Raw genomic sequence first — 26,985 nt, 5'->3', positions numbered from 1 at the left:
AAAATATATATTTTTGGTTAAAATCATGTCAGCTTTTAAGCCTGGAATAGGAAAAAGCTGCTCCTCAATTGGGAGTCAGCCTTTGACTTTTGTCTGTTTTTCAGTTGGCAGGATTATGCTGAAAACGGTCCAATCCGACTCTGTATCACAGGTCAGCGTCCCTTGATGTTTTTCTATTATCTCCCTGCATACAAATAAACCCAGCCCTGTTCCAAGTGTTTTTGTTGTTACAAACGGTTCGAAAATGGAACTGACGAGATGCTCTGGAATTCTAGGCCCATTGTTAGCAATATCAAGCTTTATGTGTCCATCTGGAGTCCATTTGCTTTTAATATGAATGACAGGGTCGCTGCGGTACTGAGTAAGCACATCAATGGCATTGAAAATAATATTAATGAATACTTGACGTATTTCATCAGCATAGCCATTCAAATATATATTTTCGTTCATATCCTGAAGAATCTTAACCTTTCCATCCAGGATACTGGGATATAAAAATATCAGGACTTCATCTATTAATTCATTTAGAGAGAAAGTGATTTTCTCTTTTCCAATCAGTTCCTTTTTTGAGAGGAGCAAAAATTGAGAAATTCTAAAATTCAGCTGCTCCAGTTCATTTGATATGATGTCCAAATATTTCATGGAGGGATTTTCGGATTTTAACAGCTGGATAAATCCCTGTACAGATGTAAGCGGATTTCTGAACTCATGAATAAAGCTGGAAGTCATTTGGCCGAGCAGCGTCAATCTATCTTTATGGGTGGAATCGATAAATTGTGTCTTTTCCTTAATGATCTGATCTTTTGCATCCGTGTATCTGGATACAGCGTGGTATAAGAATTTATCGAAGCAATAACCGATTTTTTCGTACTGGCTCTGCAGTTCATGAAAATGTATTTCGGAACGATTCAATATATCGAGAAAAATCGTTCTTCCCAAGTTGACATTATAAACAAAGTCTCCAATATTAATTTCTGCTTTCACTCGCTGCTCAGCGACAGAGTAGGCAAGTTTCTGAATATAATCTTCAAGTTCATCGCCGTCTTTTATCAGAAATTGAATAATTAATTGGTACATGGCGTTGCCATTATCTTTGATTTTATCTTTAAAAGGATCATCCTTATTAATGAGGACTTTTTCATTCCATTCACTTAAAAGGTCTTCTTTTTCCGTTAGCAGAAGTTCCAATATGGCATTATTTGTTTCAATCGTCATTTTACCCTCCACTTTTTCACATTAAAACAGTTATCCCATAGATTTCGATAGATTACAGCAAAATCCTCTGTTAATTTAATGGAAAATAACAGTAATTTTACCCTATGGATTATGCCCATACTTGTGACAAAAAGCACAGTCATTATTTTGTGACAATTGGTATATTTAAATAACAAGGCATTTTTTTATTTGTAAAATTGTCACTATTTCTTTTATAATATAGAAACAGGTGTAAATTTACACCAACAACGAAAAGGGAATGAAGCTGCATTGACTAGAGATGAAATTATACTGAAAGTTTCAGATAAGATCCGTCTTATCCGTACAGAGGCAGGATACACACAGGATAAGATGGCAGAAATTATTGGTGTTTCAAAGAAGACCCTGGTTCAAATTGAGAAAGGGCGGGCAGAAGCAGGATGGTCGACTGTGGTGGCTGTATGTGCCTTATTCAGGGAAACGGAAACAGTCCGATTTCTGTTTGGAAACGAACCCCTTGAAGTTCTGGAGACTATTGCAAGAGAGGGAATCGATTATAGGAAGGAAAAGACTCTTGGCGGAAAGCTCTGGTGGCGGGAATTGAAGAGAAGCAGCGGTTTGATCCTTCAGCAGAATATCATCAGCCAGCATTACAGAATAATTGATCAGGACCATTTTAGAATTTACAGCAGTTTTGATGAAGTGTCTTCTAAAGAACGGTTTGAGGAGCTGGCTGCAGAGAATAAAGGCCTTCATTAATAATAGGTGTATACTATTAAATTTAAAAAAGCAGCCACCGGGCTGCTTTTCCTGTTTTAAGGGATTTGCGGACTTTCCTTATCTTTAGCTATAAGCACTGGGCAAGGTGCATTTTTGGCAATTTTTGAACTGGTGCTGCCAAGGAACATCTTTTTAATTCCGCCTTTGCCTGAGTTCCCCACTATAATTAAATCGGCATTTTCGGCAGCTGCATATTCACATATGCTGTCAGCGGGACTTCCTTCTATAACATCGAACTTTACATTAATGTTATACGGCTCAAGAATTTCCTTTGCATTGAAAAAAGTATTGTCAACACTATGTTTCACTCTTGCGTGAGTCGTGGCGGAGGATTCATCATGATATACCGGCAGGGGCGGTATTTGAATTCCTTCCAGCAGATAGCCATTTGTCCTTACAGGCTCTATTGCTTTCTCATTGCTTATGGGAACATTTTCAATTGTCTCCTCAAAGGCTTGTGCAATCAGAAGCTGGGATTCAGGATGCTGTTTAACCAATTCGATCGCCATATTTAAAGCCTGTCTGCTGCCATCTGTATCATCAAATCCAACTACAATTTTTTCAAAGAACATAATAGTTCACCCCTTCTTAAGGTAAGGAAACTTATTGTACATATACCCTTCACTGCAAGTAATCAATCATTGTAAATCAAATGGCTCCTGAAAAATTTGTTCATACCCACACAAAAAACGATATTGCTTCGTAGATTCTAGTATTAAAAAAAATGAGGCAAACTCATATGGAATGCTCAGGAGCAGTCCAGTTTCAGCGTCTGCAAAAATTCCATTCTTATCAAAAAAGCATTCGGTCTACGATTGCTTTTTTTCATTGATGCTGCGTTCGGGAGTTTTGTCACCATTTAATCAGGATAGTAAAATTCCGGGTCTTACAGACTAAAAAATAAAATTTACAAAAGATGATAAAAAATTTGAGTTTTTGGGTACATGTATATGTCTGGGAGAATTATAGTTTTTGGCTGGGAACAAAATACTATATGAAAACATATTCTTTGCAGGTATGCTGATATCGGTATAGTCTAGAGACGGCCGTTAAACCAGCAAAATGATATTCAGCAAGAGATATTGGAGGAAATATGAAAAAGAGAACTTCAGTTATTAAAAAGTTTCAGTCAACTTGGAAAAAGCTGCACCTGACACAGGTATCCATATTGCTTGCATCTACATTAGTCTTGGCTTTCTTAAGCTTCGTTTATTTTTCATACAAGGATGCGGATATAAGTGCGCTTGAAGCGGGACTTGCACAATCTACTGTCATTTATGACGCTGATGAGGAAGTAGCCAGCAAGATCTCTGCAAACAAAAATGAAGGGATTTCAATTGATCAAATTCCTGATCATATGAAGAATGCAGTTATTGCCATTGAAGACCACCGTTTTTATGAACATGGAGGAATCGATTTAAAAGGAATAGGCAGAGCCTTTTTTACAAACCTGAAGGCAGGCGGAATTGTTGAGGGGGGCAGTACGCTTACCCAGCAGCTTACTAAAAACGCCTTATTGTCTGCAGAAAAAACATATAAAAGGAAGCTGGAAGAATTCTTCCTTGCGCTTGAGATAGAAAAGGAATACAGCAAAGACGAAATTCTTCAGATGTATTTAAATCAGGTTTATTTTGGAGAAGGCGCCTGGGGCATAAAGCGTGCAGCGATGAAATACTATGCAAAGGATGTTGAGGATCTCTCAATTAGCGAAGCAGCACTGCTTGCAGGGCTGGTTAAAGCACCTTCTGCGATCAATCCTTACCAAAATGAAGAAAAAGCAATTGAAAGAAGAAACCTCGTGCTCGATCGCATGAAGGAACACAGCTTAATTTCAGAAAAAGAATGGGAAAATGCTAAAAATGAAAAGCTTGTTTTTGAAGACGGCGGGGGAGATCCCCTTAAAGGGAAATACCCTTACTATGTAGATGTTGTTCTTGAAGAAGCTATTAATAAGTATAATATTTCCCTTGACGATCTTCTTAGTAACGGTTATCAAATTTATACTGAGCTTGATCAGGATATGCAGAGCAATGTAGAAGAAACTTACAAAAATGATCAATTATTCCCTAAAGGTACAGGAGATCAGCCGGTGCAAAGCGGAGCCATACTTCTGGATCCCCACAATGGCGGAATCCGTGCCCTTGCAGGCGGAAGAGGTGAACACACCCTTCTGGGACATAACCGCGCTGTCCATAAAGTAGGCCAGCCTGGATCGACAATGAAGCCGATTGTACCATACACAGCTGCTCTGGAATCGGGATGGGAAATCACCGATGAACTTAAGGATGAAAGAATGACATTTGGCAAAGATTATGAGCCGAATAACTATAATGGCCAGTTCCGGGGAAATGTGCCGATGTATGAAGCGGTCAAGGACTCATTGAATGTTCCTGCAGTATGGCTTTTGGATGAGATTGGTGTGGAAAAAGGGGTGGATGCCGCGAAGAGGTTTGGCATACCTGAAGATGCTATTAATCAAAATCTGGCACTCGCACTCGGGGGGACAAATGAAGGAGTTTCACCGCTAACCATGGCACAGGCATATGCTGTGTTTGCAAATGGCGGAGAGAGGCCGGAAGCCCACTCCATTACAAAAATAGTTGATAAAGATGGAGAGACAGTAGCAGAATGGAAAGGTGAAAACACAAGAGTCATTTCAAAGGATGTTGCAGATAAAGTGACAACCATGCTTCTTGGGGTAGTTCAGCACGGTACAGGGAAGGCTGCCCAAATACCCGGCAGAGAAGTTGCGGGGAAGACAGGAAGTACACAAATGACCATTGAAGGCATAGATGGCGTTAAAGACCAATGGTTTGTCGGCTATACACCACAGCTGGTAGGTGCTGTGTGGGTTGGCCACGATAAGACAGATGCAAAAAACTATCTTACAACCTCCAGCAGTGAAGGCACTGCTCCGATATTCCGGGAAATCATGTCAGAAGCTCTGGAAAATCAGGAAGCAGAATCATTTAATGTCCCTCAAATTGCTGGCATGATGGAACAGAGACAAAGGGAGCAGCAAAGAAAAGCATGGGAAGAAAACATAAAGAAAGAAACTGAGAAGATAAAAGAAAAAATTGATAAAGAAAAAGAAATATGGAAAGAGAAATGGAATAAAGGGAAAGAAAAAGGCAAAGAGAAAGATAAAGAAAAGAAGAATGATTAATAATATTCATTTAATGAGTACAGTGATGAGCTGTACTCTTTTTTTTATATTCGATCAAAATAAAAAGGCCTGAACAGGCCTTTTTGATTTATTAGAATAACCAGCTGATTATCGCGCCAATTACCACAATCGCTCCAACTACCATAAAAATTGTACGTATCATCCATCTTCACTCCAATCACTTTGCAATAAAATAGTCATTTATAGCTGAAATGTTTCAGCTGAGTTGATTAAGCGTTTTTCTGACATGTGAAGCACTGAAACATGGTTGCTGCACATGTCTTTGATGTGCTCCAGATGGTTCTGAACTTCATTTCCTTCAACAATGATCTTTAGGGTCGTTTGCGGCTTCACCGTTAATAGGAAAGACACTAATTTAGACAGGTTTGAGGCATCCACTGCTTTGTGTTTGCTGTAGAGGTATGTAGTGCCTTCAAACTGTTTTGCTCCCTGATAAATTTCAAGCATTTTCTTCATTGTGAACCTATTTTGGACTAAAACATTAGTAGAAATAATTTCTTTCATTTTAAATATCTCCTTTTGAAAAAGTATTTTATATATTAATCGATTAATGATGTGGTAGTACTAAGGATTTACCCAGGGGATCGCAAACGTAAACCATTCTGAATCAAAGTGTGAATAATTACCTTTTTTACCTCATCAATTATATTTAGGGGTTGAGGCACCATCAGTCTCCAGAAGGAGATAAAAACCATCAAAAGCCGCTTAATCAATTGTGTGTCTATAATTAAACTAGTGATATAAACAGGGGAACTGAGGTAAAACGGATGAAAAAATTCAAAGAAATCTTTCAAAATGCCAATTATGTGAAATTGTTTTTCGCCAACTTTACTTCTCAGATGGGCAGCTCGATTGGCTTAACTGCATTCATGTTTTATTTGCTTGATCGTTTCTCGGCACAGCCTTTTTATGCTACATTAACTGAATTGATGTTCTCTGTTCCGACCCTGGCGGTATTTTTTTTAGTTGGAGTGTTTGCGGATAGGATGGATCGCCAGAAAATTGCTTATTATTGTGACTGGATCAGCTCATTATTATCAATTGTACTTTTGCTGACTGTTATCATCGGCTGGATGCCGCTGGTATTTGCAGTATTGTTCCTGAGGAGCGCAATCCAGAAATTCTTCTTTCCCGCTGAGCATGCAATGATCCAAGGAATATTGAAAAGCGAAGATTATACCACTGCCGCAGGCCTTAACCAGGTTGTGATGAGTCTTTTCATGCTGTTCGGAAATGGCCTTGGCATTTTTGTTTACTGGACAGTGGGAGTATACGGCGCAATTATGACTGATGCACTTACTTTTATCATCAGTGCATTATTAATCAGATCCTGCCGTATCCCCGAAGAAGTTCGCCTGCCAAATGGCGGCCATAAGCTGAAAGACTTAAATATCGCGCTTGTCTTTAAGGACTTTAATCATGGAATGAAATATATTCTCCATCACAAGTTATTATCTGCCTTGCTTGTTGGTTTCTTCGTTTTCGGAGTGGTAAACGGCGGATTTTCAGTAATGCCTATTTTTATGCTGAAATACAAGCTGGAGCCGCACGCCTATGAGGAATATTCAGTCCTGCTCGGCATAACCTTTGGGATTGGCGTTCTGATTGGCAGCTTTGCTGCCTCTTTGCTTACTCAAAAATTCAAACTTTATCAGCTGATCATTGGCGGATTATTATTATCCGGAAGCTTCATCATTGCTGCCTCTTTTGCAGAAAACACGTTCATTTTCCTTTCTTTATTATTTGCTGCAGCATTTGGCCTTCCTTTAGTGAACATTGCCATTGGCGGCTGGATGCCAAGCATTGTTGATCCGAAAATGATGGGAAGGGTACAGGGATGGATTAGTCCGCTGATGATGCTTTCTCAATCATTAACACTCGGATTCATTGCTGTCAGCTTTCCTGGACTCCTTAAAGTAGAAATGCTTTATTGGATGGTAGGGGGCTGTTTAGCACTTGTGGGTGTTTTTTACAGCCTTGTCCTTCCAGGATTAACGAAAAAGTCAGAAAAAGGCAGTGAAGCACATTCTTTGGAGCGAACTGGTGCAGTATAATGTAATAAAAGACTAAAAGTCCCTATTATAGGGGCTTTTTATGTATAAAAAAATTTTAAAATAAATTATGAACGTTTTCATCTCTTGAGCGTCTAATGAGTGAAATAAACAGTTAACAATGGGATGATAGGGAAGAGAGGAAAGAAGCTGATGGAGGAGAAAGACCTTATAATAAGCGCCAAACGAGGAGATCAGCTCGCTTTTGCCATGCTTTTTAAAAATAACTATCCCTTTCTGGTTAAATACTTAATCAAAATCACCATGAATCCTGATGCAGCTGAAGAGCTTGCTCAGGAAACTATGGCCAAATGTGTTGAAAAAATCGGCCTGTTTAATGGCAAATCAAAATTTTCCTCCTGGCTGATAACTATTGCGACGAATTTGTATATTGATCAGAAGCGAAAGTCGAAAAGAGAGAGGAACTGGAAAGTAGAGGAAGAAATATCCAGACGCATGAAGTGGCATCTTGAAAGCCGAAATGAAGAATGGAATGATGCTTTATCGGCATTGGGAAAACTAAAAGACGAGATGAGGATACCTATCGTACTTAAACATTATTATGGCTATTCATATGAGGAAATAGGAGAAATGATGAAGATATCTTCTGGCACTGTCAAATCCAGAGTGCACAATGGAATCATGTCTGTAAGAGAGGAGTTGAAGCTTCATGGCGAACAGGAAAGTACTGCAGCTCGAACACGATCATCAAGATGAGAATTTTCTGGCTGCGGTAAAGAAGATAGAAGACGGATTGGAATCGCTGGAAGAAAATGTCCCGGTTTATACACCTGATCTGCAATTTTTTGAACACTTAGTTGCAGAGCAAAAACAGTCGATGAAAAGGAAATTGATCAGGGACTTAGCTATCTTCACTGTTGCAGCACTCCTCATTGTAACTTCTTTATTATTCATGCTGTATCAGGTTCCAGCTGTATTTTTTATTCTGCAGGGAATTGTTACTGTTTTTATTATGGCTTATAGTACAGTCAGCTTTGTTAAGCAGGTGAATGGCACATGAGCAGCGAAGAAATTTCCCTTCCTTTACTGATTGTCGTGGGGGTCATCCTAATTGCACAGAGTACCTTCCTATTCCTGGATGCAAGAAAGCATGGCCACAATTATTGGCTATGGGGAATTATCGGTTTAATTCAGGCGCCAATGCCGACGCTGTTTTACTTGATTTTCGTCAGAAAGATTTGGCAGAAAAAAGACTAATTGAGGGATGGAAGGATGAAAAAGTTAAAACAGATGCTGCTGCTTACAGCCACTGGCGGCCAGCTGCTTGGAATCGCGATGCTGTTCATTAATATTAAGGCAGCGATTATGTTTTATATTTTATATGCTTTAATGATTTTCGCGATATTTATTGTGCTGATAGCTGAGAGAAAAAAAGAAAAAGAGGAGGAGGAACAAAATGATTATCGTGACTACTGATGCGATACCAGGGAAAGAGATTAAAGAAATTAAAGGTTTTGTAAGAGGAAGTACAGTACAGACAAAACATATAGGTAAAGATATCCTTGCAGGATTGAAAACAATTGTTGGCGGAGAAATTGGCGAATATACGGAAATGATGGATGAAGCAAGACAGAAGGCAATAGGCAGAATGGTTGAAGATGCTAGGGAAAAAGGGGCCAACGCAATTATTGGAATGCGGCTGCAGACATCAGCTGTTATGCAGAATGCTGCAGAGATCATTGCATACGGAACCGCAGCTATAATTGAAGAATAACAGGAGAAAAGCCAGCTGACACTTTAGCTGGTTTTTTTATTTTGATAGATATGACTGGTTTTTTTTTGTGATAAATAGGGAAAGATTTGCAGGTAAATATTTGGCAGAAAATACTTGAAAAGAAACTAGTGATTTTTTTGTGATTTTAAAAGCAATTTACACTGAAATCCTTTACAATAGAGTGAAACTTCTTTAAAAAACAACACTATGAAAATGACACTTGAATGTGGATTGGAGTTTATATGCTATATTACCGTACGTATGTGAAAGATGAATCATTGCCATGGGTTACCTTTGTTCATGGTGCAGGGGGCAGCTCTGCAATTTGGTTTAAACAAATGAGAGAGTACAAAAAGCATTTCAATGTTCTGCTGGTAGATTTGCGCGGACATGGTCAATCTGGAAGAGGTACCTGGGAAGAAGGAGATCATTTTTCAGAAGTATCTCAGGAAATAGTTGAGGTGCTCGATCATCTCCATATTACAGAGTCCCACTTTGTTGGAATCTCGCTGGGGACAATAGTGATTCAGACAATTGCGCAGGATCATCCGGAAAGAGTGGCTTCCATGATTTTAGGCGGAGCCATTACAGAATTGAACTGGCGTACAAGATTTTTGATAGCCATCGCCAATTTGACTAAGTATATGCTGCCATATATGCTTCTTTATCAGCTTTTTGCCTGGATCATCATGCCAAAAAGAAATCATCTTGAATCAAGACATGCCTTTGTAAAGCAGGCAGCAAAAATGTGCCAAAAAGAATTCATCAACTGGCTGTCCTTAACAAAGTCAGTCAATCCGTACCTTGGAAAAATCCAGACAACCATATCCCACATCCCTACCCTTTTCATCATGGGGCAGGAAGACCACTTGTTTATTAAGTCTGTAAAAAGCATTGCCCAAAAAGCAAAAACAGCTACAGTCAAAGTCATTACAGGTGCAGGGCATGTATGCAACATTGATAAACCTGATGCCTTTAACCAGATAACTATCGATTTCATCAGAAGGCAAAAAAGAAGATTGGCTTCATAAAGGATCCCAGAGGATCCTTTTTTAAATGATCTGATGACAGAAAATTTTAAAGAATAGGAAAAAGGTGGATTGACTTTTGGGGTGAGCGGTGATAATCTTACCAATATGGAAAAAAATGAAAAGGAGGGTTACAAAATGATCTTAATTCATCATCATCTAAAAACAACTCAAAAAAGAAAATCTGTAACCTCTCCTTTAAAGTATATAAAAATGTAAACAGGATCTGCCTGTACATTTTGTAGGAGCACAGGTTACGTTTTGTGACGTGTGCTCCTTTGTCTATTAAGACATATCGCATGCCGCGGTATGTCTTTTTTTGTCCGATTATACAGAAGTTCCAATAGGAATTGCAGGTATATCCTGTTTCCATATATTTACGCTTTTATTTAGCGGCTGTTTTCGGCAGCAATACAAAAAAGGGAGGATAATTTTATGAATGTTTTAAGGATGAAAAGAAAAACAATTTTGCCGGAAGATCTTGATGGAGGATAGTTATGGATTTGCTGCTGTTTAAGTATGAAAGCTCTTGATTAAAACTTGAGCTTCATGCGGGAAAGGGGAGAGACCGTTGTTTTCAATTTTAGGAAAATTAAGCTGGTTCTTTAAAGAAAACTGGAAAAGGTACACAATTGCCATTACTCTGCTGATCATTGTCGGAATCCTTGATGTAATGCCTCCAAGGCTTGTAGGAATGGCAATTGATGATATCCATCTGGGTGAAATGAGCAGTGCTAAAATAATGGAATACCTTGGTTTATTGGCAATCATCACAATCGTGTCCTATGCAATAACTTATATCTGGATGTATCAGCTCTTCGGAGGGGCATTTTTGGTAGAAAGGAAACTGCGTTCACAGTTTATGGGACACCTATTGAAAATGACCCCAACATTTTTTGAGAAAAACCGGACCGGTGATTTAATGGCCAGGGCTACAAATGATTTAAAAGCTATTTCGGTTACAGCCGGATTCGGAATATTGACACTGGTTGATTCCAGCGTATTTATGCTGACGATATTATTTACAATGGGATTTCTGGTTAGCTGGAAACTAACCTTTGCAGCAATATTGCCACTGCCTATCATGGCTTATCTGATAAAAATTTACGGGAAGAAGATTCATACACGGTTTATGAGTGCACAGGATGCCTTCGGGGAACTCAATGACCGAGTTCTTGAATCAGTTTCAGGAGTTCGGGTGGTGCGGGCTTATGTGCAGGAAAGAGCGGATCAGCAGCGCTTCCATGAGCTCACTGAAGATGTTTATAACAAAAACATTGAAGTGGCCAAAATTGATTCTCTTTTTGAGCCAACCATAAAAGTGATTGTGGGCTTAAGCTATCTTATAGGACTGGGATACGGTGCTTATCTTGTTTTCCATCAAACCATCACTCTGGGCCAGCTCGTGTCATTTAATGTGTATTTGGGCATGCTGATTTGGCCGATGTTTGCTATTGGAGAATTAATTAATGTTATGCAAAGGGGAAATGCCTCCCTTGATCGGGTACAGGAAACATTGTCCGCTAAGCAGGATATTAAGAATCCTGAAAACCCGTCTATCGTTGAAACTCCTGCCAGTGTTACCTTTAAGGATGTTCATTTCCAATATCCTTCCTCAAAAACAGCCAACCTCAAAGGGATTAAGCTGCATATCGAACGCGGGGAAACGCTGGGGATTGTAGGGAAAACAGGAAGCGGGAAGACCACTTTTATAAAGCAGCTATTAAGAGAATATCCATCAGGCACCGGGAAGCTTGCAATTGCAGATGTTCCGATCGAAGAACAGGAGCTTGAAAGAACGAGGGGATGGATCGGTTATGTTCCACAGGATCATGTTCTTTTCTCCAGAACTGTTCGGGAAAACATCCTTTTTGGAAAAGAGGAAGCGGCTGAAGAAGATATGCAAAAAGCAATTGATTTGGCAGCTTTCCGCAAAGACCTTGAACTGCTGCCTGAAGGGCTTGAAACACTGGTCGGTGAAAAGGGAGTGGCCTTATCAGGAGGACAAAAACAGCGGATTTCTATTGCACGTGCACTAGTGAAGGATCCGGAAATTCTGATCCTTGATGACTCACTTTCAGCCATTGATGCCAAAACGGAAAAAAAGATCATCGAAAATATCCGGGCTGAGCGCAAGGGTAAAACTACAATTATTACAACACACAGGATGTCAGCTGTCCAGCACGCCGGGCATATTATTGTCCTTGATGAAGGCAGAATTGCAGAAGAAGGCACTCATGAGGACTTAATGGCTGCAGACGGGTGGTACAAGGAACAGTTTTTGAGGCAGCAAACTCAAGTCTCTGAGGAAGAGGAGGTGCTTTCTTGACCACGGGGAAACGTTTAATCCGGTATGCACTTCAATATAAAAAAACGATTATTGCGGCACTGCTGATGCTTACGATAGCTGTAGCGGCAGATCTGGCCGGGCCATTCATAGCTAAGAAAATGATTGATGACCATATCCTAGGCATTGAATCTGTTTGGTATCAGACAGAAGGCGGAGAAAATGCTGTTGAATATGATGGACATTTTTACAAAAAAGAGCAAAACCTTGATCAGGATGAGCAGAAAATAGACCAGGCCCGCATCCTGCAGGCAGGAAGCCAATTCATCTTTATCAGCGATGACATTGCTTTTGATGGAGAGCGAACCTTTAAAGACGGCAAACTGCTTATTGAAAAAAGCGGCCAGACTGAAACATATGCTGGTAAGGAATTGACTGGTGAAGAATTGATGCTTTTTTATTCACCTGAGATTCCTAAGATCGTTCAGCTTTTGGCCTTTTACTTTGGATTGCTGGTTATCGCTGCATTTTTTCAGTACGGCCAGCGGTTTTTTCTGCAAAAATCGGCAAATAGAATCATTCAGCAAATGAGAGAGGATGTATTCGGACAGATTCAAAGACTGCCAATCAGTTATTTTGACAATCTGCCGGCAGGCAAGGTGGTTGCCCGTATAACTAATGATACAGAAGCCATTCGAGAGCTTTATGTGACAGTACTGGCAACCTTTTTTACAAGTGCCATATATATTTCAGGTATTTATATCGCTTTATTTATATTAGATGCCAAGCTTGCTGCAATCTGTTTAATCCTGCTCCCTATTTTATATGTATGGGCGATTGTGTACCGTAAGTATGCATCGAAATACAACCATGTAATCCGTTCCAGGGTGAGTGATATCAATGGCATGGTTAACGAATCTATTCAGGGAATGAACATCATCCAGGCGTTTGGCCGCGAAAAAGATACACAAAAGGATTTCGAAAGGCTGAATACAGAGCATTTTACTTTCCAGAATAAACTTTTGAGCCTGAATTCCCTGACCTCACATAATTTAGTAGGGGTGCTGAGAAACGCGGTCTTTGTTTCCTTTATCTGGTATTTTGGGGGAGAATCGCTAAATGCATCATCTGTCATTTCACTCGGGATGCTTTATGCATTTGTAGATTATATTAACCGCCTGTTTCAGCCGGTGCAGGGCATTGTTAATCAATTGGCCAATCTGGAGCAGGCACTTGTTGCCGGTGAAAGAGTCTTCAAATTGCTTGATGAAAAGGGCATTGATATTAGTGATAATAAAATATCCCGCTATAAAGGGGATGTTACTTTCGATCATGTGCACTTTGGCTATAAAGAGAAGGAATATGTGCTGAAGGATCTGAATTTTGAAGCAATGCATGGAGAGACAGTTGCGCTGGTAGGCCATACCGGTTCAGGGAAAAGTTCAATCATGAATCTTCTCTTCCGCTTTTATGATTGCCAGGAAGGCAAGATTATGATCGATGGAATGGATATAAATCAGATTCCAAGGCAGGAGCTCCGCAAACATATGGGCATCGTCCTGCAGGATCCTTTTTTGTTCACAGGGACTATTGCTTCCAATGTCAGTCTTGATGACCCTGAAATAACGCGTGACAAAGTAGAGAAGGCTCTGAAGGACGTCGGAGCAGATAAGATTTTTCAGCATCTTGAAAAAGGTTTCGATGAGCCGGTTATCGAGAAGGGAAGCACGCTCTCCAGCGGGCAGAGGCAGCTCATTTCCTTTGCGCGTGCCCTTGCTTTTGACCCGGCCATCCTGATACTCGATGAAGCAACATCAAGCATTGATACTGAGACAGAATTGATTATCCAGGAAGCCATGGATGTGCTGAAAAAAGGGAGAACCACTTTTATTATCGCCCATCGGCTGTCGACAATCCGAAATGCTGATCAAATCCTCGTTCTGGATAGAGGCAAAATAGTTGAAAAAGGAAACCATGATGAATTAATGGAGCAAAAGGGTAAATATTATCAAATGTATCAGCTCCAGCAAGGATCAACACTTGCAGGATAGCAAGAAAGCGCCGGACGGCGCTTTCTTTTTAGGTTTTCGAGGTTTTTTAACATAGATATGATGAGCATATCCGCGAAAATTTCGATTTTTCCGCGGAAAAATTAATGTATCCGCGAAATTTCGATATAACTGCGGAAAATCAAATTTAACCGCGAATCACAATCCCAAGCAATTAACATAGACATTTTGTTGTTCAATTAAATTTCACTTTTCGGACACAAAATAGTACCGGGCAAAGAATTTATGATCAGTCATTTCATGGTATTTTGATATTATCAAACATATCTGGAGGAGATCAAATGGAGGAATTTTCTATTACTTTGGTGATTGCAAGTATTATGGTGCTTGGATACTTCATAGGATATACAATTGTGAAAGCATAGCTGCCGGCTTTACCGCCCGGCAGTTTTTTTTGTTTCAATTTTTATCATTAAATTTTAAAAATAAGGGAAAAGAATAAATATGAATCATAGTGATCATTTAAGGAGGTATGAAATTTGGCTGATTTCAGAATTGAAAAGGATACACTTGGCGAAGTGAAGGTGCCTGCGGATAAATATTGGGGGGCCCAGACACAGCGGAGCAAGGATAATTTCAAAATTGGCATTGAAAAAATGCCGATGGAAGTGATTTATGCTTTTGCTAAGGTAAAGCGTTCAGCTGCAGTGGTCAACAATAAACTTGGGAAACTGTCTGATGACAAAAAGGATGCCATTACAAGGGCCTGTGATGAAGTTCTTGATCATAAGTTCGACAGTCATTTTCCGCTGGCTGTCTGGCAGACAGGGAGTGGCACACAATCAAATATGAATGTAAATGAGGTTGTCGCGAAAAAGGCAAATGAATTGCTGGACGAGAAGGGTTTGCAAGAAATTAAAGTTCATCCGAACGATGATGTCAATATGTCTCAAAGCTCGAATGATACATTTCCGACTGCCATGCATATCGCAGCCTATACCGGGGTGGAGAAAAAACTGCTTCCATCATTGAAGGAATTAATAAAGACGGTCAAATTGAAGGAGGAGACCTTTAAAACAATCGTGAAAATAGGCAGGACCCATTTACAGGATGCAACTCCCCTTACATTGGGCCAGGAGATCAGCGGCTGGCGTGCCATGCTTGAAAAGAATGAAAAAATGCTGACGGATGCAAAGCAATATCTGCTTGACTTAGCCATTGGCGGTACAGCAGTCGGTACAGGCATTAATGCAGATAAGTCATTTGGATCTGAAATGGCAAACGAAATATCCAGACTTACAGGCTATTCCTTCCGATCTTCTGAAAATAAATTTCAGGCCCTGACCAGCCATAATGAAATTGTCCATGTTCATGGCACATTGAAGGGGCTGGCGGCAGATTTAATGAAAATTGCCAATGATGTCCGCTGGCTCGCAAGCGGGCCGCGCAGCGGAATTGGGGAATTATCGATACCTGCAAATGAACCTGGCAGTTCAATCATGCCAGGCAAAGTAAATCCGACACAGAGTGAAGCTCTTACGATGGTGGTTTGCCAGGTCTTTGGAAATGATGCCTCAATTGGATTCGCTGCCAGTCAGGGGAATTTTGAATTGAATGTGTTCAAGCCTGTTATTATCTATAATCTTCTTCAAAGCATCAGAATCCTTGCAGATGGAATGGCCTCTTTCAATGAAAATTGCATGAAGGGACTGGAAGCTAACAAAGAAGTGATTAATGACCATGTTGAGAGGTCACTAATGCTAGTAACAGCACTTAATCCGCATATTGGCTATGAAAAAGCAGCGGAAATAGCAAAACTCGCATTCAGGGAGAATACAACATTGAAAGAAGCAGCATTAAAAACAGGCTATATTACTGAAGAACAATATGAGAATTGGGTTGTACCCGAAAAAATGATCTAACATTAAATGGCCCTCCTTTCAGAAAGGAAGGCCAAGCCATATTTATTCAATTGTTATATTGCGTTATTAGAAAGAACCGCCGCCAAGCTGTTGTTCAGCCATTTGTACAAGGCGTTTTGTGATTTCTCCCCCAACTGATCCGTTAGCGCGAGAAGTTGTTTCTGCACCAAGGTTTACACCAAATTCAGTAGCGATTTCGTACTTCATTTGATCAAGTGCTTGTGCTACTCCTGGTACTAGTAATTGGTTTGAGGAATTGCTTCTGCTAGATGATTGATTGTTCATGTGATTTCCTCCTCGAAATATAAGTGTTGGTTTTTTGGTTGGGTTAGCTGGAATTGCACCAGCGCAAGGATTTTATCCTGCTCCACTGCCTGGCGTAACCCATCGTTTTTTAGTGCGGGTGCTTGATGCCGCTGTGTGTACTCTCTATTATGTTTGATTTATAAGAGTTTATTCTTTTTGAAAATCGGGAATTTTTTCCTGAAAGGACTTCCTGATTAGGAGTTTTACATAACGAAGCTTAAACAAACAAACCATATTAAATATCTGCTAAGTTAACGAAAGTGAGAGGATTTAAAATGGCGATATGCCCTGTCTGCAACGGGTTTGAGAAACTGGAAGCAACCTGCAGCTCCTGTGGAAGCAGTATGGAGGACAGAGGAAGAGTAATGGATTTTTACGATGATTACAGTGCCTATATGCCAATCGACCAGATGAAAATGGAAGATGGCTATCCCCAGGACTATCAAAGGGAAGAATGTCCCCATTTGCTCAAATGTCCATCATGCGGTCAGGATTCTGTAAAGTTTATCAAAGAGTAGAATGGAAATATAGGAAATCTGAAGCGCCTTCGGAACAAGCCAATACCGCTTGTTCCTGCGAAGATTATTCAAGGGTGCCATTCCTTAGTGCTCACCCCCGACACCTCGACGGTGTAGGCGCTGGAGCTGGACAGTATAAAAAAACCCCGTCATCGACGGGGCTTCAATATTATTCTTTTTCAGAACGGATTCTTCTTTCATTGTCAGCATCAAAGAAATGTGCTTTGTTCATATCGAAAGCCAGCTCAAGGTTTTGGCCAGGTTTAATATCTGTGCGGGAATCTACGCGTGCCACAAAATCCTGGCCTTCGATGCTTGAGTAAATCATTGTTTCAGCACCAGTCAGTTCGGAAACATCAATGCGGGCATTAATTTTTGATCCGGCAGAAGCATCAATAAATACTGGCTCATCGTGAATGTCTTCTGGGCGAATGCCAAGGACAATGTCTTTGCCTGTATACCCTTGTTCGCGAAGAACTTTCATTTTACCCTCTGGGACAGCAATCTGGGTTTTGCCAATGACAAATTTGCCGTCTTCAAGCTTTCCGTTAAAGAAGTTCATGGCAGGTGAACCAATAAATCCGCCTACAAATACGTTTTCAGGCTTCTCATAAACTTCTTTCGGTGCGCCTACCTGCTGAATCACTCCATCTTTCATAACAACCAGGCGGGTAGCCATTGTCATGGCCTCTGTCTGATCATGGGTTACATAGATGGTTGTAGTTTGAAGACGCTGATGAAGTTTGGCAATTTCTGCACGCATTTGAACACGAAGCTTTGCATCAAGATTTGATAAAGGTTCGTCCATCAGGAATACCTTTGCATCGCGGACAATCGCACGGCCCAAGGCGACACGCTGTCGCTGACCGCCTGACAATGCTTTCGGTTTGCGGTCAAGATAAGGCTCCAGACCAAGAATTTTAGCAGCTTCCTTTACACGGCGGTCGATTTCATCTTTTGGAAATTTACGAAGCTTAAGGCCGAAAGCCATGTTATCGTACACAGACATATGCGGATAAAGTGCATAGTTCTGGAAAACCATTGCAATATCACGATCTTTTGGAGGGACATCGTTGACACGCTTTTCGTCGATATAGAAGTCGCCTTTTGAAATTTCCTCAAGGCCAGCAATCATACGGAGAGTTGTGGATTTACCGCAGCCGGAAGGACCGACAAATACGATAAATTCTTTATCCTTTATATGAAGGTTAAAATCTTCTACTGCCGTTACTTTATTGTCATAAATTTTATAAATATTATCGAGTTTTAATTCTGCCATAAGGGTAACCTCCCAATATTCTTTATTTAATAACAGTTTAATGGATATGCGGGTTTTCCCATATGGCCAAACTGCACAAAAAATCTGAAAGCGTTTTTATGCAAAGTGCTCAAATCATTACTGTTCAACCAGCAAACAAGCTAAATAAACCGTCAGCGCACTGTTGAAATCTTTTAATTGAATGCCCGTTTTTTCTGTGAACCTATCCAGTCTGTATTGCAGAGTATTGCGGTGGACATACAATTTTTTTGCAGTTAATGAAACGTTGGAGCTGTTTTGTAAAAAAACCTTTATGGTGTGCAGGAGTTCTGGGTCTTCTTCCAGTAAAGAAAGGCGTGAAAGCAGGCTCATTTTTAAATTTTCGTCCAGACTCCCGGTGACAAGGGAGGGAAATAGCGTTTCGAATTTCAGCACCCTTTCGGCTGGAAGCAAAGAAGAGGCTTGCTCAAAAAAACGCTGTTCTTCTTTAAAATAATTGCGTAAATATGCCTCCAGCCTATTCGGAATGCCAATGTAAAAGGATGTTTTTACAAAAAAATCACTTTCAAAAGCGTTGGAAATAGCAAGGAATTCTTCTTCGGCAAGAGGGTCGTTAGCTTCCTCAACAATGACGCCTCTAGCTGGCCCGTTCCATAAGATCATAATGTCCTTTTCAAAAAAACCTTTAAAAGCAGCTTCCATATCCTCGCGTATCCATTCGCCCTCAGACATCTTAAATTGAACAAGCCTGTACGGAACATCTTTTGCTAATGATGGAAGTTCCCCATTTGAAAAAAGGTATAGAAACCAGGCTTGGGCAGGGGGGGCATGGTGAATGGAGCAGTCATGGAATTCAAATAAAGTTTTTAAGACCATCAGACTGTCTGCAGATACCTCTTGAGATGGGATGCCAAGCCATTGGCCCGAATCCTCATGATGAAGCCAGTACATATCAAAATAAAAGCTAAAATCAGGTCTTTCATTTTCAAGCAGAGAGCCCGGATATTGGTCATGTAATTTTTTAAACATATCATTACCCTTTAGTTTGATAAATTTTTGTGTTTCTTATATTATAGCAGTTATAATTTAATTGAAAAAATTAACTTATTCTGTGAATGTTTCTATAAAGGTGAAATGAAAGTGTAAGGGGTGAGACTCATGGAATATACACCGGAAATGAAAAATCGCTTGAAGAGGCTGGAAGGCCAGGTGCGGGGTGTTATCCGAATGATGGAAGAAGAAAAGCACTGCAAGGATGTTGTAACACAATTATCTGCTGTCCGTTCTGCAGTTGACCGTGCAATGGGATATATTGTAGCTAAAAATTTGGAAACATGTATTCGGGAAGCTAATGACGAAGGCAAAAATGCAGAGAATGCAATCCAGGAAGCAGTGAATATGATTGTGAAAAGCAGATGATCAGAAAAGCGGAAGGCGCCTGGATTCAGGTGCCTTCCGCTTTTATTATTATTCTGCCTCAGATGGAGGTTCTTCCTCATGCAGTTCCCTAGCCTGTTCGATATTAACATCATCACCGCGTCCATGAACGGAGCCTCCAGAAAGACCTTCGTTTATGATTCTGTCTATATCCATATAAGCTTTGTCCCTGCCTTCATTGTTCACATCCTCTGAAACCTTGTGTTTCTTATCCATGTTTGAATCGCTCCTTTATATGAAATATCCTGGCGGGGTTATTTTTCCAAAAGAGCTTTAGGGTCATGCATGAATCCTCTAATTATTTCTCATTCATACACATGAAATAACATTAATTCATGAATTTGGGACTTTAATTCTTCCTCCTGGGCAGCAGGGTCTCCGGATGTCCATTGAATTTTACCGTCAGGATGATAAATGCCAGTCATTTTTTGCTTTTTAAAGTAAAAAGAAAATGTCCATCCCGGCAAATGTTTATTTTCATATAAAGGTTTGAATTGAAAGTGTGTCAGCATTAGGGCTCCTCCAGATGTTGTAATATCCCGTTTAATGTTCCTGAAAAGGGGAATGGAATAGATGTAGAAACATTTTAACATTAAAAGGAGGCAAAGATGATGAAAAGAAACAATAAATTTATGATGTCAGCCATGGCACTTGGAGCAGCTTATTTAATGAGAAACCCTGAGGCACGCCAAAAGCTTAAAGACCAGTTTAAATCATTCTCCGGAAGTGCCTCTAAAAAAGATAAAGTGAAGACAGCGAAAAGCCCTGTAACGACTTATTAATCCTTTTGCGGTTTTGGACCTGGCACTTGTAAAAAATCGCATTAAAATAGCCGTGCACGCTATGGGTGTACGGCTATTTTTATTGATCTGCTAGAACCCCGCCAGCGAGAAAAATAAGCGGGTAAGTTCTTCAATTCTATTTTCTTCTATCCAAACTTCATCAAAACTCATCGGTTTGGAATTTATTTCATAAATCACATAAGTGCCCTGGTCAGTTAATCCTGCATCAATAGAGTATTCCCCATAAAAACCTTTCTTCTTCTCAAGGAGCTTTCCTGCCTCCGCTGCTGCTGTATGAATAAACGCATCATGTTCTTTCGTACGGACACTTTCATATGGAATCATTATCCCGCCATTGGGTATATGTGTTGTAATATCCTGTTCATTTGACTGCCTGATGCCAATCCCTGTAACAGAATATTTGCCTTCGCTGAAATGGGCCAGAATTCTAAAATCAAATCGCTTGCCTTCCTTTCTGGCAGGGCTGATCGCTTTCTGTGCCAAATAAGATTTATTCGTCAGGAGAATATCCCATTGGTTCCAGAAATTATCATAATCAGTGTAACTGAATGAATCGTGCAGACCCTTCAATCGTATTCCCTTTCCCAGCTGGCTTAAATGGTATATCCCTTTGCCTTTGGAGCCGTTTGCTGGCTTTAAGTAGACATTATTATATTTGCGGATAAAATCCTTAAGCTCTTTTGGACCGGAGACAAGAATGGTTTCAGGAATATACTCCTGCAAGGGCGAATAGTCCATTAATAGCTGGAAAACTTCGAATTTATCGAGAAATTCCGGGTTGAAAAATGGAATATTATGCTCCTTAAAAAAACGGCTCGCTTTATGAAAGGCTTCTGTTTTTTCAAGTTTCCGGAAAGGCACCCTGTTGTAGACAAGATGAGGAAGAGGGCATCTTGCCTCAATCCATTTATCCTGCTGGGGAAAATAAATATAGCCGTTCACGGAATTCTCCTTCAGGTCTTCTGCCGTAAATACAAAGGAAACGCCATTTTGCTGAAGTATGTTTTTCTGCAGTGCCTTAAATAAGGGGCCATTGCCGGCGATAGACTGGTCCTTTCCTTTTCCGGTCAAAATACCTATCACCGGTCCTGCATTATCGTTTTGCATTGTCAATGAAAAGGAAGTCGAATTTAGTTCCGCCTGCGGGCTTATGGTGCTTAAAGGATGCGGATCCCTTCCCAGGGTACAGCTGGTGCTGCTGAACCATTTCCTGCTGGCCCAGTCATAATAAATCTTCATCTGAATATTTCCTGAGATTTCATAATGGATGCTTCGGCAAGGAAGACTGCAAATGAAAGCGAAAGCTTGCGGGTAAGAAAATCGAACTCACGGAGCTGAGGGTGTTTAAATATAGATCTGCCAGGCTTGGAGTTTGCTTCGAAAAGCCACACATGGCCATTTCGGTCCAATCCAAAGTCAAAGCCGATTTCACCGATAATTCCTTCCATGTTCCGTTCTAGAGCCTTGCTGATTTTTAGTGCCGCCTCACCCAACTTTTCCACTGCTGCTGCTTTTTCAGCATCCGATTCAAATACTTCTTCCAGGGTTTTGATTTCACCGCCGCTTTTAACATGGGTTGTAACACTGCCAGGTCCCGCCATTTTTGCAGCTGCAGCTGTTACTTTCCATTCCCCATTCTCATCTTTATTCGTATGAATCCTGAAATCAATCGTCCTCTGTTCATGACGGAGCAAATGGATTCCCTGCTGAACAAGCATCCGGCTTAAACTCCGTCCTGCAAAAACATTCCCCATCAAATTTTCCAGGCTGTGAAACTTTCTCAGCCGGTTATCATCCCGCACTCTATATCGGCAATAATAATGACCATCCTTTTTATCATAAATAATTTGATGAATACCAAGCCCCAGGCTTCCATTAATCGGTTTTAGGAAAATATGGCCATAATCAGCCAGCATTCTTTCAATTACAGAAAATGAAGAAAAAGGGTGGGTTTCCGGCAAGTAGTGACTAATATCATCATCGTTCTGCAGTCTTTCATAAACATCCAATTTATTAAAGAAACCAGGATTATACCAGGGAATTAAATAGTCTTTCTGCAGACGGTCACGAACTTCTTTAAGTTCGATCCTTCTTTCACTTTTTCGATTGGGAAGCCGATCATATACGACATTCGGAAAAGGCACTTCAAAGGTTTCCCATCCTTCCTCATGATAAAAAAGCCCACTGATTGTTCCTTGTTCCCAGTTGATATGCTGGTCACCGAACAAATACGGAATTGCTCCAACCGTTTTTTTGACTGAAAGCAGTTTGGCAAAAAACAAGGTCCGATCCCCGACTGGCCTCAAAGGAAAGGAGGTGAATCCTGATGTGAAGATTCCTACGAGCGGGCCGAGGTACAGTGTCCCCTTATTGGCAAATGCATGCAGAGGAATCTTAAGGTCAGGGAAATGCAGTGCATCTGCCACACCTTTACTTATAATGATGGAGTTTTTCTTTGTTTTCTGAAGTAAGAAAGCGGCATCTGCAGAATGTGTGCCAAAGGCCAGTTTCGTCAAATGAGTATGAAGGTTAAGCTCATTCGGAATATAAACTGTTTTGGAGGCTGAATCGGAAATTTCAATTTGATATTGTTTTCTCATGATTCGTGCTCCTTTCCAATTCCTTATTGGCTGCCAGGAATTTGGCATAGTGAAGGGGAGCGGTATATAATTCTTCCTTCTTTTCAGGCTGGCTGTTCAGGATGGTTTTTCTGCCTGGTTTTGAGTTGATATCCAAAATCCAAATGGATCCGTTGTTTTCCACTCCTATATCGATTCCCATTTCAAATAGCGGAGGAAGCTTTCGTTCAAGCGCGGCGGGAAGTGTATCGATAATGTCATTAAGTTCATCGCAAAGAAAACTCCTCAATGAAGATGGGTATTCAGTAATCCAATCCTCAAAAGAAATATTGCTGCCGCCAGTGCTTAAATTGGAGACGATGCCGCCATTTCTGCCCGTCCGAATGCCCCGGCCAAGCTCCTTCCAGGTGCCATTCCTGTCCTTTTGAAGCAAAATTCTTATATCAAAGGGCTGTTCTTCCTTGTTCGATAGATTCACATATGGCTGGAAGAGGTATTGCCGTTTCGAGGTCAGGTTATTAAGCCAGCCCGCTGCCTTTTCAGCGCTTTCAAAGCTGCGGGTAACCTGAGCATTCTTTTTATCTGTTTTAACAAGAATGTTTTTGCCTGTTTTCTCAATATAATAGATTCCGTGCCCCTGTGAGCCGCTTGCGGGTTTTAAGATGAGGGGATGATCAGGCATGAGGCTGCCTATGAACCTGTCAGCGCCAGTAAAGGGGGTTGTTTTTAGCAAATAGGGTGAAATGTTTGTGCAGGACAGGATTTCATATAATTCAAGCTTATTAGGCAAGCCATGGCCAAGGAATTGGATATCAGTTCTTGCCTTGAGCCAATTCACGATGGACATGCATTGTTTTGAGTGGGAATCATTTCCGTAAAAACAGCGGTCATAAAGGATTTCGGGCACTGTAAATTCTGCTTGCTCCCATCCGCCTGAAGCAGGGTTATAGAAATCACCTGTAATTCTTTCTGTAATAGGATTGATATCTGAAGGCACAAACCGGCAGCAGTTAATATTATATTCATTAGCTCTTTTGGCCAATTCCATAAAATATGACTGTTCACTCCGTTTATTCAATGTCATGATTCCGAATGAAAGCATGTTGTTATCCTCCTCTTTGGATGAATGATAATGCCGTTGCATATTCCATCAGTGCCTTGGCTGAGGGCCTTACTCTTTTTTCTTTGTCTTCGAAATTTTTGGAGGGCTTAGAATTCACTTCGATGATCCATAGTTTTCCATTTGTATCTAAACCAATATCAATTCCGAGTTCTCCGACAAGCCCTTCGCATTTCTGGCTGATAATCGTTGCTGTTTCGACTGCAAGTTCCTTCAATAATGCCAGCTGCTGAACCGCTGTTTTCTGATCAGACAGCATCGAAAAAATTCTTAGAGGTTTCATGATTTCCCCGCCTCTTGCAATGTTTGAAACGAATTGCTGCTCAGCAGAAATCCTTGCAACTGCTGAAGTGGCTTTCCAAATATCCTGAAAATTTTTGTGGCAGAGCACACGGAAATCAAGCTGCCTGTTTTTATAGGTTTGCAGAGAGATAGCCTGCTGGGTCAGATAAATTGTATTCTTTTGGTATTGCTGGAACCACTGTGCAAAGCGGGTATAATTTTTGAAAGTGAGTGTATTCTCCCTGCCGTTTCCGGTTGATAGTTCTGTCATGATTTCTTCGCCGTTTAAACTCAGTCTGATAATATTCCGGCCCTGGCTGCCGTGTATGGGCTTTAGGAATATTAATCTGTGTCTGGTCAGCATATCCTTGATGGTTTGTTCATCTGCTATGGCTGTATCAGGGAGATAAGGCTGCATATGATCCTCAGAAAAGAGCAGATTATGAACTTCCTTTTTTGATAAAAAACGGTCATTAAACACAGGGATGTTATATTTTTTTAGGCTGTTTTTAAATGATTGAAATGCGGAACTTGCTTCAAGCATTCGGGAGTGAATCCGGTTATAGATTACACTCGGCAAAGGAACCTGCCGTTGTATCCACTTTCCATCCTGCAGGCAGTACCCTTGCAGACTGCCTTGAATGAAGTCCTGAAAGTGAAACACATAAAAAAATCCCCCCATATTTGAAACAACCTCATGCAATTCTTCGCAAAAAGAATGAATAGAGCGGAAGTCAGGCTCTTCGCCGCTATCATTGAAATCTGTCATCAGCCCTATAATTGGTCCGGCAGTGATAGTAAAGTCCTTTCTGGAGTAACTGGCAACGAAATGGAGATCTTCCATTGGCAAGCAGCATTCCTGAAAAAGCCGATCACTGAAAATAACCTCATCTTTCGTAATGTTTGCTCCTTCAATGGTTATCTGAATGGTGTGCTTGCCGATCTGCAGCAAATGTGGCATATGCAGATCAATATTCCAGTAATGGACGAGAGAATGGCTAATTTGAATACGAAATTGATTTTCCTGAAACTTCTTTACCGGAACAATCGTAATAGGCAATAAAGAAACTGACATGATCATTCCTCATTTGCTTATCTTTATTTGAGCCTATTCTGGGTAGCCGAATGCAGGGTGCAAAATGAAGTCTGAATTTTACCTGCGGCAGAAAGTGCAAAACTCCCATTGATGAAGTTTTCACTGTATAATAAAAAAATAGGCAAAAGCTGATGCCATATCGTATGTTCTGGGCAATAAAATGGTGCGTCAGGAGAGGTGCCTGTAACTTAAGGAAGGTAGAGATGTCTATGGATATTGCAATAACAATATTTTTGATGATGTTAATTGGGGCTCTCATTGGCGGGTTTACAAATTACCTGGCTATTAAAATGCTCTTTAAACCTTATAATGCCGTTTACATAGGCAAATGGAAGGTTCCATTTACCCCGGGGCTGATTCCTAAAAGAAGAGATGAAATGGCTGATCAGATGGGTAAGCTTGTTGTTAATCATCTTTTGACACCAGAAAGCATCAAGAAGAAGGTCATCAATGCTCAATTTCAGCGTGATATGACTGGGCTGGTTCAAAAAGAGCTTGACACTATCCTGCTGTCGGAAAAATCAGCAGATGACATTCTTGCAGCGATTGGAATCACGGATGGGCAAGCGAAAACAGAATACCGCATTAACTTATTAATTGAGCAGAAGTATGAAAAAATCATTAGTGAATATCGCAGCCGGCCCCTTAAAGAAGTTATTCCTCAAGCTCTTTTGGATAAAGTGGATGAAAAAATCCCGGCTATCAGTTCAATGATCCTTCAAAAGGGGACTGATTATTTTTCCAGCATTGAAGGCAAAATGAGGATACAAAGAATGGCAGATGATTTTGTTCGTGAGCGCAGCGGCGTTCTGAGCAACATGCTGCAGATGTTCATGGGGAACATTAATATTGCAGATAAAATTCAGCCGGAAATCATAAAGTTTTTAAATAATGAGGGAACGTCCGATCTGATTACCGCACTTTTACAAAGAGAGTGGGGTAAAGTTCTTGAAGTGGACGCTGCAGTTATTGAAGAGCAGCTCGAAAAAGAACAGATTCTTTCAGTATTAAAGAATATTGCCCACAGAGTCATTAATCTGGAGGAGTTATTTAGAACGCCAATTTCATCTTTTATGAAACCATATAGGACATACATTGTAGATGAACTGGCTCCTAAAAGTGTACAGATGCTTACTGATTGGCTTTCGGGAAAAACTGAAATGGTTATGGAACGACTTCGTCTGTCTGAAATTGTCCGTGAACAGGTCAGCAATTTTTCGGTGGAAAGGCTGGAAGATATGGTCTTTTCCATAATAAAAAGCGAGTTAACAATGATTACAAATCTAGGCTTCCTCCTTGGGGGTATTATTGGTCTTATTCAGGGAGTCTTAGCCATATTGATTAATTAAAGGTTATCGCCTCGCGTTTACTATCATACTTTGTTATAGTGGAG

General features: G+C 40.5%; 28 protein-coding genes. 16 read left to right on the top strand and 12 right to left on the bottom strand.

Going from position 1 to position 26,985, the window contains the following annotated elements; genetic code table 11:
• Nucleotides 1-75: 75 nt before the first annotated feature.
• On the bottom strand, nt 76-1,215 hold the full coding sequence (locus QUF73_11035) for a histidine kinase N-terminal domain-containing protein (protein ID MDM5226756.1): 1,140 nt from the start codon (nt 1,213-1,215) through the stop codon (nt 76-78).
• A 270-nt stretch (nt 1,216-1,485) separates the two neighbouring features.
• Here QUF73_11035 and QUF73_11030 point away from each other — a divergent pair, with 270 nt between their 5' ends.
• Nucleotides 1,486-1,953 carry a helix-turn-helix domain-containing protein gene (locus QUF73_11030; GenBank protein MDM5226755.1) on the top strand — a complete coding sequence of 156 codons (468 nt, stop codon included), beginning with the start codon at nt 1,486-1,488 and terminating at the stop codon, nt 1,951-1,953.
• A 56-nt stretch (nt 1,954-2,009) separates the two neighbouring features.
• Here the strand turns inward: QUF73_11030 and QUF73_11025 are convergent, their stop codons facing one another.
• On the bottom strand, nt 2,010-2,546 hold the full coding sequence (locus QUF73_11025; GenBank protein ID MDM5226754.1) for a universal stress protein: 537 nt from the start codon (nt 2,544-2,546) through the stop codon (nt 2,010-2,012).
• Nucleotides 2,547-3,067: 521 nt separating this feature from the next.
• Between QUF73_11025 and QUF73_11020 the strand changes: the two genes are divergently transcribed.
• On the top strand, nt 3,068-5,140 hold the full coding sequence (locus QUF73_11020) for a penicillin-binding protein 1A (GenBank protein ID MDM5226753.1): 2,073 nt from the start codon (nt 3,068-3,070) through the stop codon (nt 5,138-5,140).
• A gap of 201 nt (nt 5,141-5,341) precedes the next feature.
• Here the strand turns inward: QUF73_11020 and QUF73_11015 are convergent, their stop codons facing one another.
• On the bottom strand, nt 5,342-5,665 hold the full coding sequence (locus QUF73_11015) for an HPr family phosphocarrier protein (GenBank protein MDM5226752.1): 324 nt from the start codon (nt 5,663-5,665) through the stop codon (nt 5,342-5,344).
• Between the two features lie 263 nt (nt 5,666-5,928).
• Between QUF73_11015 and QUF73_11010 the strand changes: the two genes are divergently transcribed.
• The 10 genes from QUF73_11010 to fumC all read left to right on the top strand — a co-directional run bounded on the left by QUF73_11010 (nt 5,929) and on the right by fumC (nt 16,193).
• The gene (locus QUF73_11010) at nt 5,929-7,215 is read left to right on the top strand and encodes an MFS transporter (protein MDM5226751.1); all 1,287 of its coding nucleotides are present in this window, start codon (nt 5,929-5,931) and stop codon (nt 7,213-7,215) included.
• A 123-nt stretch (nt 7,216-7,338) separates the two neighbouring features.
• The gene (sigY, locus tag QUF73_11005; protein ID MDM5226750.1) at nt 7,339-7,929 is read left to right on the top strand and encodes an RNA polymerase sigma factor SigY; all 591 of its coding nucleotides are present in this window, start codon (nt 7,339-7,341) and stop codon (nt 7,927-7,929) included.
• Entirely contained in the window at nt 7,883-8,233 is a 351-nt protein-coding gene (locus QUF73_11000) for a YxlC family protein (GenBank protein ID MDM5226749.1), read from the top strand. Before sigY ends, QUF73_11000 begins: the two co-directional genes overlap by 47 nt.
• Nucleotides 8,230-8,430: a sigma-Y antisigma factor component gene (locus QUF73_10995; GenBank protein MDM5226748.1), complete on the top strand. Its 201-nt coding sequence runs from the start codon at nt 8,230-8,232 to the stop codon at nt 8,428-8,430. Before QUF73_11000 ends, QUF73_10995 begins: the two co-directional genes overlap by 4 nt.
• A 15-nt stretch (nt 8,431-8,445) precedes the next feature.
• Entirely contained in the window at nt 8,446-8,649 is a 204-nt protein-coding gene (locus QUF73_10990; protein ID MDM5226747.1) for a hypothetical protein, read from the top strand.
• Nucleotides 8,630-8,947, top strand: coding sequence for a YbjQ family protein (locus tag QUF73_10985; GenBank protein ID MDM5226746.1), 318 nt, complete (start codon nt 8,630-8,632; stop codon nt 8,945-8,947). The genes QUF73_10990 and QUF73_10985 overlap by 20 nt, the downstream gene beginning before the upstream one ends.
• 242 nt (nt 8,948-9,189) lie before the next feature.
• A complete protein-coding gene (locus QUF73_10980; protein MDM5226745.1) occupies nt 9,190-9,978 on the top strand; it encodes an alpha/beta hydrolase in 789 nt (262 codons plus the stop codon).
• 568 nt (nt 9,979-10,546) lie between these two features.
• Nucleotides 10,547-12,304, top strand: coding sequence for an ABC transporter transmembrane domain-containing protein (locus QUF73_10975; protein MDM5226744.1), 1,758 nt, complete (start codon nt 10,547-10,549; stop codon nt 12,302-12,304).
• Entirely contained in the window at nt 12,301-14,313 is a 2,013-nt protein-coding gene (locus tag QUF73_10970) for an ABC transporter ATP-binding protein (GenBank protein MDM5226743.1), read from the top strand. Before QUF73_10975 ends, QUF73_10970 begins: the two co-directional genes overlap by 4 nt.
• Nucleotides 14,314-14,810: 497 nt before the next feature.
• Complete coding sequence (fumC, locus tag QUF73_10965; protein ID MDM5226742.1) at nt 14,811-16,193, top strand: class II fumarate hydratase; 1,383 nt, start codon at nt 14,811-14,813, stop codon at nt 16,191-16,193.
• 66 nt (nt 16,194-16,259) lie between these two features.
• Here the strand turns inward: fumC and QUF73_10960 are convergent, their stop codons facing one another.
• A complete protein-coding gene (locus QUF73_10960; protein ID MDM5226741.1) occupies nt 16,260-16,478 on the bottom strand; it encodes an alpha/beta-type small acid-soluble spore protein in 219 nt (72 codons plus the stop codon).
• Nucleotides 16,479-16,774: 296 nt separating this feature from the next.
• Here QUF73_10960 and QUF73_10955 point away from each other — a divergent pair, with 296 nt between their 5' ends.
• Nucleotides 16,775-17,017, top strand: a complete 243-nt coding sequence (locus QUF73_10955) for a hypothetical protein (GenBank protein ID MDM5226740.1) — start codon at nt 16,775-16,777, stop codon at nt 17,015-17,017.
• A 169-nt stretch (nt 17,018-17,186) separates the two neighbouring features.
• On the opposite strand, the gene ugpC is transcribed toward QUF73_10955, so the two are convergent.
• Both ugpC and QUF73_10945 read right to left on the bottom strand, forming a co-directional pair.
• Complete coding sequence (gene ugpC, locus QUF73_10950) at nt 17,187-18,296, bottom strand: sn-glycerol-3-phosphate ABC transporter ATP-binding protein UgpC (GenBank protein MDM5226739.1); 1,110 nt, start codon at nt 18,294-18,296, stop codon at nt 17,187-17,189.
• Nucleotides 18,297-18,413: 117 nt separating this feature from the next.
• Nucleotides 18,414-19,304 carry a helix-turn-helix domain-containing protein gene (locus QUF73_10945; protein ID MDM5226738.1) on the bottom strand — a complete coding sequence of 297 codons (891 nt, stop codon included), beginning with the start codon at nt 19,302-19,304 and terminating at the stop codon, nt 18,414-18,416.
• A gap of 129 nt (nt 19,305-19,433) precedes the next feature.
• Between QUF73_10945 and QUF73_10940 the strand changes: the two genes are divergently transcribed.
• Entirely contained in the window at nt 19,434-19,694 is a 261-nt protein-coding gene (locus QUF73_10940) for a metal-sensitive transcriptional regulator (protein MDM5226737.1), read from the top strand.
• Nucleotides 19,695-19,742: 48 nt separating this feature from the next.
• Here QUF73_10940 and QUF73_10935 read toward each other — a convergent pair whose 3' ends face one another.
• Complete coding sequence (locus QUF73_10935; protein ID MDM5226736.1) at nt 19,743-19,928, bottom strand: hypothetical protein; 186 nt, start codon at nt 19,926-19,928, stop codon at nt 19,743-19,745.
• Between the two features lie 89 nt (nt 19,929-20,017).
• Nucleotides 20,018-20,224 (bottom strand): YheE family protein, encoded by a 207-nt coding sequence (locus QUF73_10930; GenBank protein ID MDM5226735.1) that lies wholly within the window; start codon nt 20,222-20,224, stop codon nt 20,018-20,020.
• A 96-nt stretch (nt 20,225-20,320) separates the two neighbouring features.
• Between QUF73_10930 and QUF73_10925 the strand changes: the two genes are divergently transcribed.
• Entirely contained in the window at nt 20,321-20,494 is a 174-nt protein-coding gene (locus QUF73_10925; protein ID MDM5226734.1) for a hypothetical protein, read from the top strand.
• A gap of 90 nt (nt 20,495-20,584) precedes the next feature.
• Here QUF73_10925 and QUF73_10920 read toward each other — a convergent pair whose 3' ends face one another.
• The 4 genes from QUF73_10920 to QUF73_10905 are packed head-to-tail and all read right to left on the bottom strand — an operon-like array spanning nt 20,585 to nt 25,571.
• Entirely contained in the window at nt 20,585-21,754 is a 1,170-nt protein-coding gene (locus QUF73_10920; GenBank protein MDM5226733.1) for a YheC/YheD family protein, read from the bottom strand.
• The gene (locus QUF73_10915; protein ID MDM5226732.1) at nt 21,751-23,115 is read right to left on the bottom strand and encodes a YheC/YheD family protein; all 1,365 of its coding nucleotides are present in this window, start codon (nt 23,113-23,115) and stop codon (nt 21,751-21,753) included. The genes QUF73_10920 and QUF73_10915 overlap by 4 nt, the downstream gene beginning before the upstream one ends.
• A complete protein-coding gene (locus QUF73_10910) occupies nt 23,093-24,196 on the bottom strand; it encodes a YheC/YheD family protein (protein MDM5226731.1) in 1,104 nt (367 codons plus the stop codon). Before QUF73_10910 ends, QUF73_10915 begins: the two co-directional genes overlap by 23 nt.
• A 4-nt stretch (nt 24,197-24,200) precedes the next feature.
• Nucleotides 24,201-25,571, bottom strand: coding sequence for a YheC/YheD family protein (locus QUF73_10905; GenBank protein ID MDM5226730.1), 1,371 nt, complete (start codon nt 25,569-25,571; stop codon nt 24,201-24,203).
• Between the two features lie 224 nt (nt 25,572-25,795).
• Here QUF73_10905 and QUF73_10900 point away from each other — a divergent pair, with 224 nt between their 5' ends.
• Nucleotides 25,796-26,941 (top strand): DUF445 family protein, encoded by a 1,146-nt coding sequence (locus QUF73_10900; GenBank protein MDM5226729.1) that lies wholly within the window; start codon nt 25,796-25,798, stop codon nt 26,939-26,941.
• Nucleotides 26,942-26,985: the final 44 nt, after the last annotated feature.

The sequence above is a fragment of the Cytobacillus sp. NJ13 genome, from assembly GCA_030348385.1.
GTDB lineage: Bacteria > Bacillota > Bacilli > Bacillales > Cytobacillaceae > Cytobacillus.
This window is presented reverse-complemented; position numbering and strand designations above follow the sequence as displayed.

Excerpts from the sequence above, each read along its gene's own strand:
- QUF73_11035 (MDM5226756.1), bottom strand. The coding sequence starts at position 1,215 with ATGACGATTGAAACAAATAATGCCATATTGGAACTTCTGCTAACGGAA.
- QUF73_11025 (MDM5226754.1), bottom strand. The coding sequence starts at position 2,546 with ATGTTCTTTGAAAAAATTGTAGTTGGATTTGATGATACAGATGGCAGC.
- QUF73_11020 (MDM5226753.1), top strand. The coding sequence starts at position 3,068 with ATGAAAAAGAGAACTTCAGTTATTAAAAAGTTTCAGTCAACTTGGAAA.
- QUF73_11015 (MDM5226752.1), bottom strand. The coding sequence starts at position 5,665 with ATGAAAGAAATTATTTCTACTAATGTTTTAGTCCAAAATAGGTTCACA.
- QUF73_11010 (MDM5226751.1), top strand. The coding sequence starts at position 5,929 with ATGAAAAAATTCAAAGAAATCTTTCAAAATGCCAATTATGTGAAATTG.
- sigY (MDM5226750.1), top strand. The coding sequence starts at position 7,339 with ATGATAGGGAAGAGAGGAAAGAAGCTGATGGAGGAGAAAGACCTTATA.
- QUF73_11000 (MDM5226749.1), top strand. The coding sequence starts at position 7,883 with ATGGCGAACAGGAAAGTACTGCAGCTCGAACACGATCATCAAGATGAG.
- QUF73_10995 (MDM5226748.1), top strand. The coding sequence starts at position 8,230 with ATGAGCAGCGAAGAAATTTCCCTTCCTTTACTGATTGTCGTGGGGGTC.
- QUF73_10990 (MDM5226747.1), top strand. The coding sequence starts at position 8,446 with ATGAAAAAGTTAAAACAGATGCTGCTGCTTACAGCCACTGGCGGCCAG.
- QUF73_10985 (MDM5226746.1), top strand. The coding sequence starts at position 8,630 with ATGATTATCGTGACTACTGATGCGATACCAGGGAAAGAGATTAAAGAA.
- QUF73_10980 (MDM5226745.1), top strand. The coding sequence starts at position 9,190 with ATGCTATATTACCGTACGTATGTGAAAGATGAATCATTGCCATGGGTT.
- QUF73_10960 (MDM5226741.1), bottom strand. The coding sequence starts at position 16,478 with ATGAACAATCAATCATCTAGCAGAAGCAATTCCTCAAACCAATTACTA.
- QUF73_10955 (MDM5226740.1), top strand. The coding sequence starts at position 16,775 with ATGGCGATATGCCCTGTCTGCAACGGGTTTGAGAAACTGGAAGCAACC.
- ugpC (MDM5226739.1), bottom strand. The coding sequence starts at position 18,296 with ATGGCAGAATTAAAACTCGATAATATTTATAAAATTTATGACAATAAA.
- QUF73_10945 (MDM5226738.1), bottom strand. The coding sequence starts at position 19,304 with ATGTTTAAAAAATTACATGACCAATATCCGGGCTCTCTGCTTGAAAAT.
- QUF73_10940 (MDM5226737.1), top strand. The coding sequence starts at position 19,434 with ATGGAATATACACCGGAAATGAAAAATCGCTTGAAGAGGCTGGAAGGC.
- QUF73_10935 (MDM5226736.1), bottom strand. The coding sequence starts at position 19,928 with ATGGATAAGAAACACAAGGTTTCAGAGGATGTGAACAATGAAGGCAGG.
- QUF73_10930 (MDM5226735.1), bottom strand. The coding sequence starts at position 20,224 with ATGCTGACACACTTTCAATTCAAACCTTTATATGAAAATAAACATTTG.
- QUF73_10925 (MDM5226734.1), top strand. The coding sequence starts at position 20,321 with ATGATGAAAAGAAACAATAAATTTATGATGTCAGCCATGGCACTTGGA.
- QUF73_10920 (MDM5226733.1), bottom strand. The coding sequence starts at position 21,754 with ATGAAGATTTATTATGACTGGGCCAGCAGGAAATGGTTCAGCAGCACC.
- QUF73_10915 (MDM5226732.1), bottom strand. The coding sequence starts at position 23,115 with ATGAGAAAACAATATCAAATTGAAATTTCCGATTCAGCCTCCAAAACA.
- QUF73_10910 (MDM5226731.1), bottom strand. The coding sequence starts at position 24,196 with ATGCTTTCATTCGGAATCATGACATTGAATAAACGGAGTGAACAGTCA.
- QUF73_10905 (MDM5226730.1), bottom strand. The coding sequence starts at position 25,571 with ATGTCAGTTTCTTTATTGCCTATTACGATTGTTCCGGTAAAGAAGTTT.
- QUF73_10900 (MDM5226729.1), top strand. The coding sequence starts at position 25,796 with ATGTCTATGGATATTGCAATAACAATATTTTTGATGATGTTAATTGGG.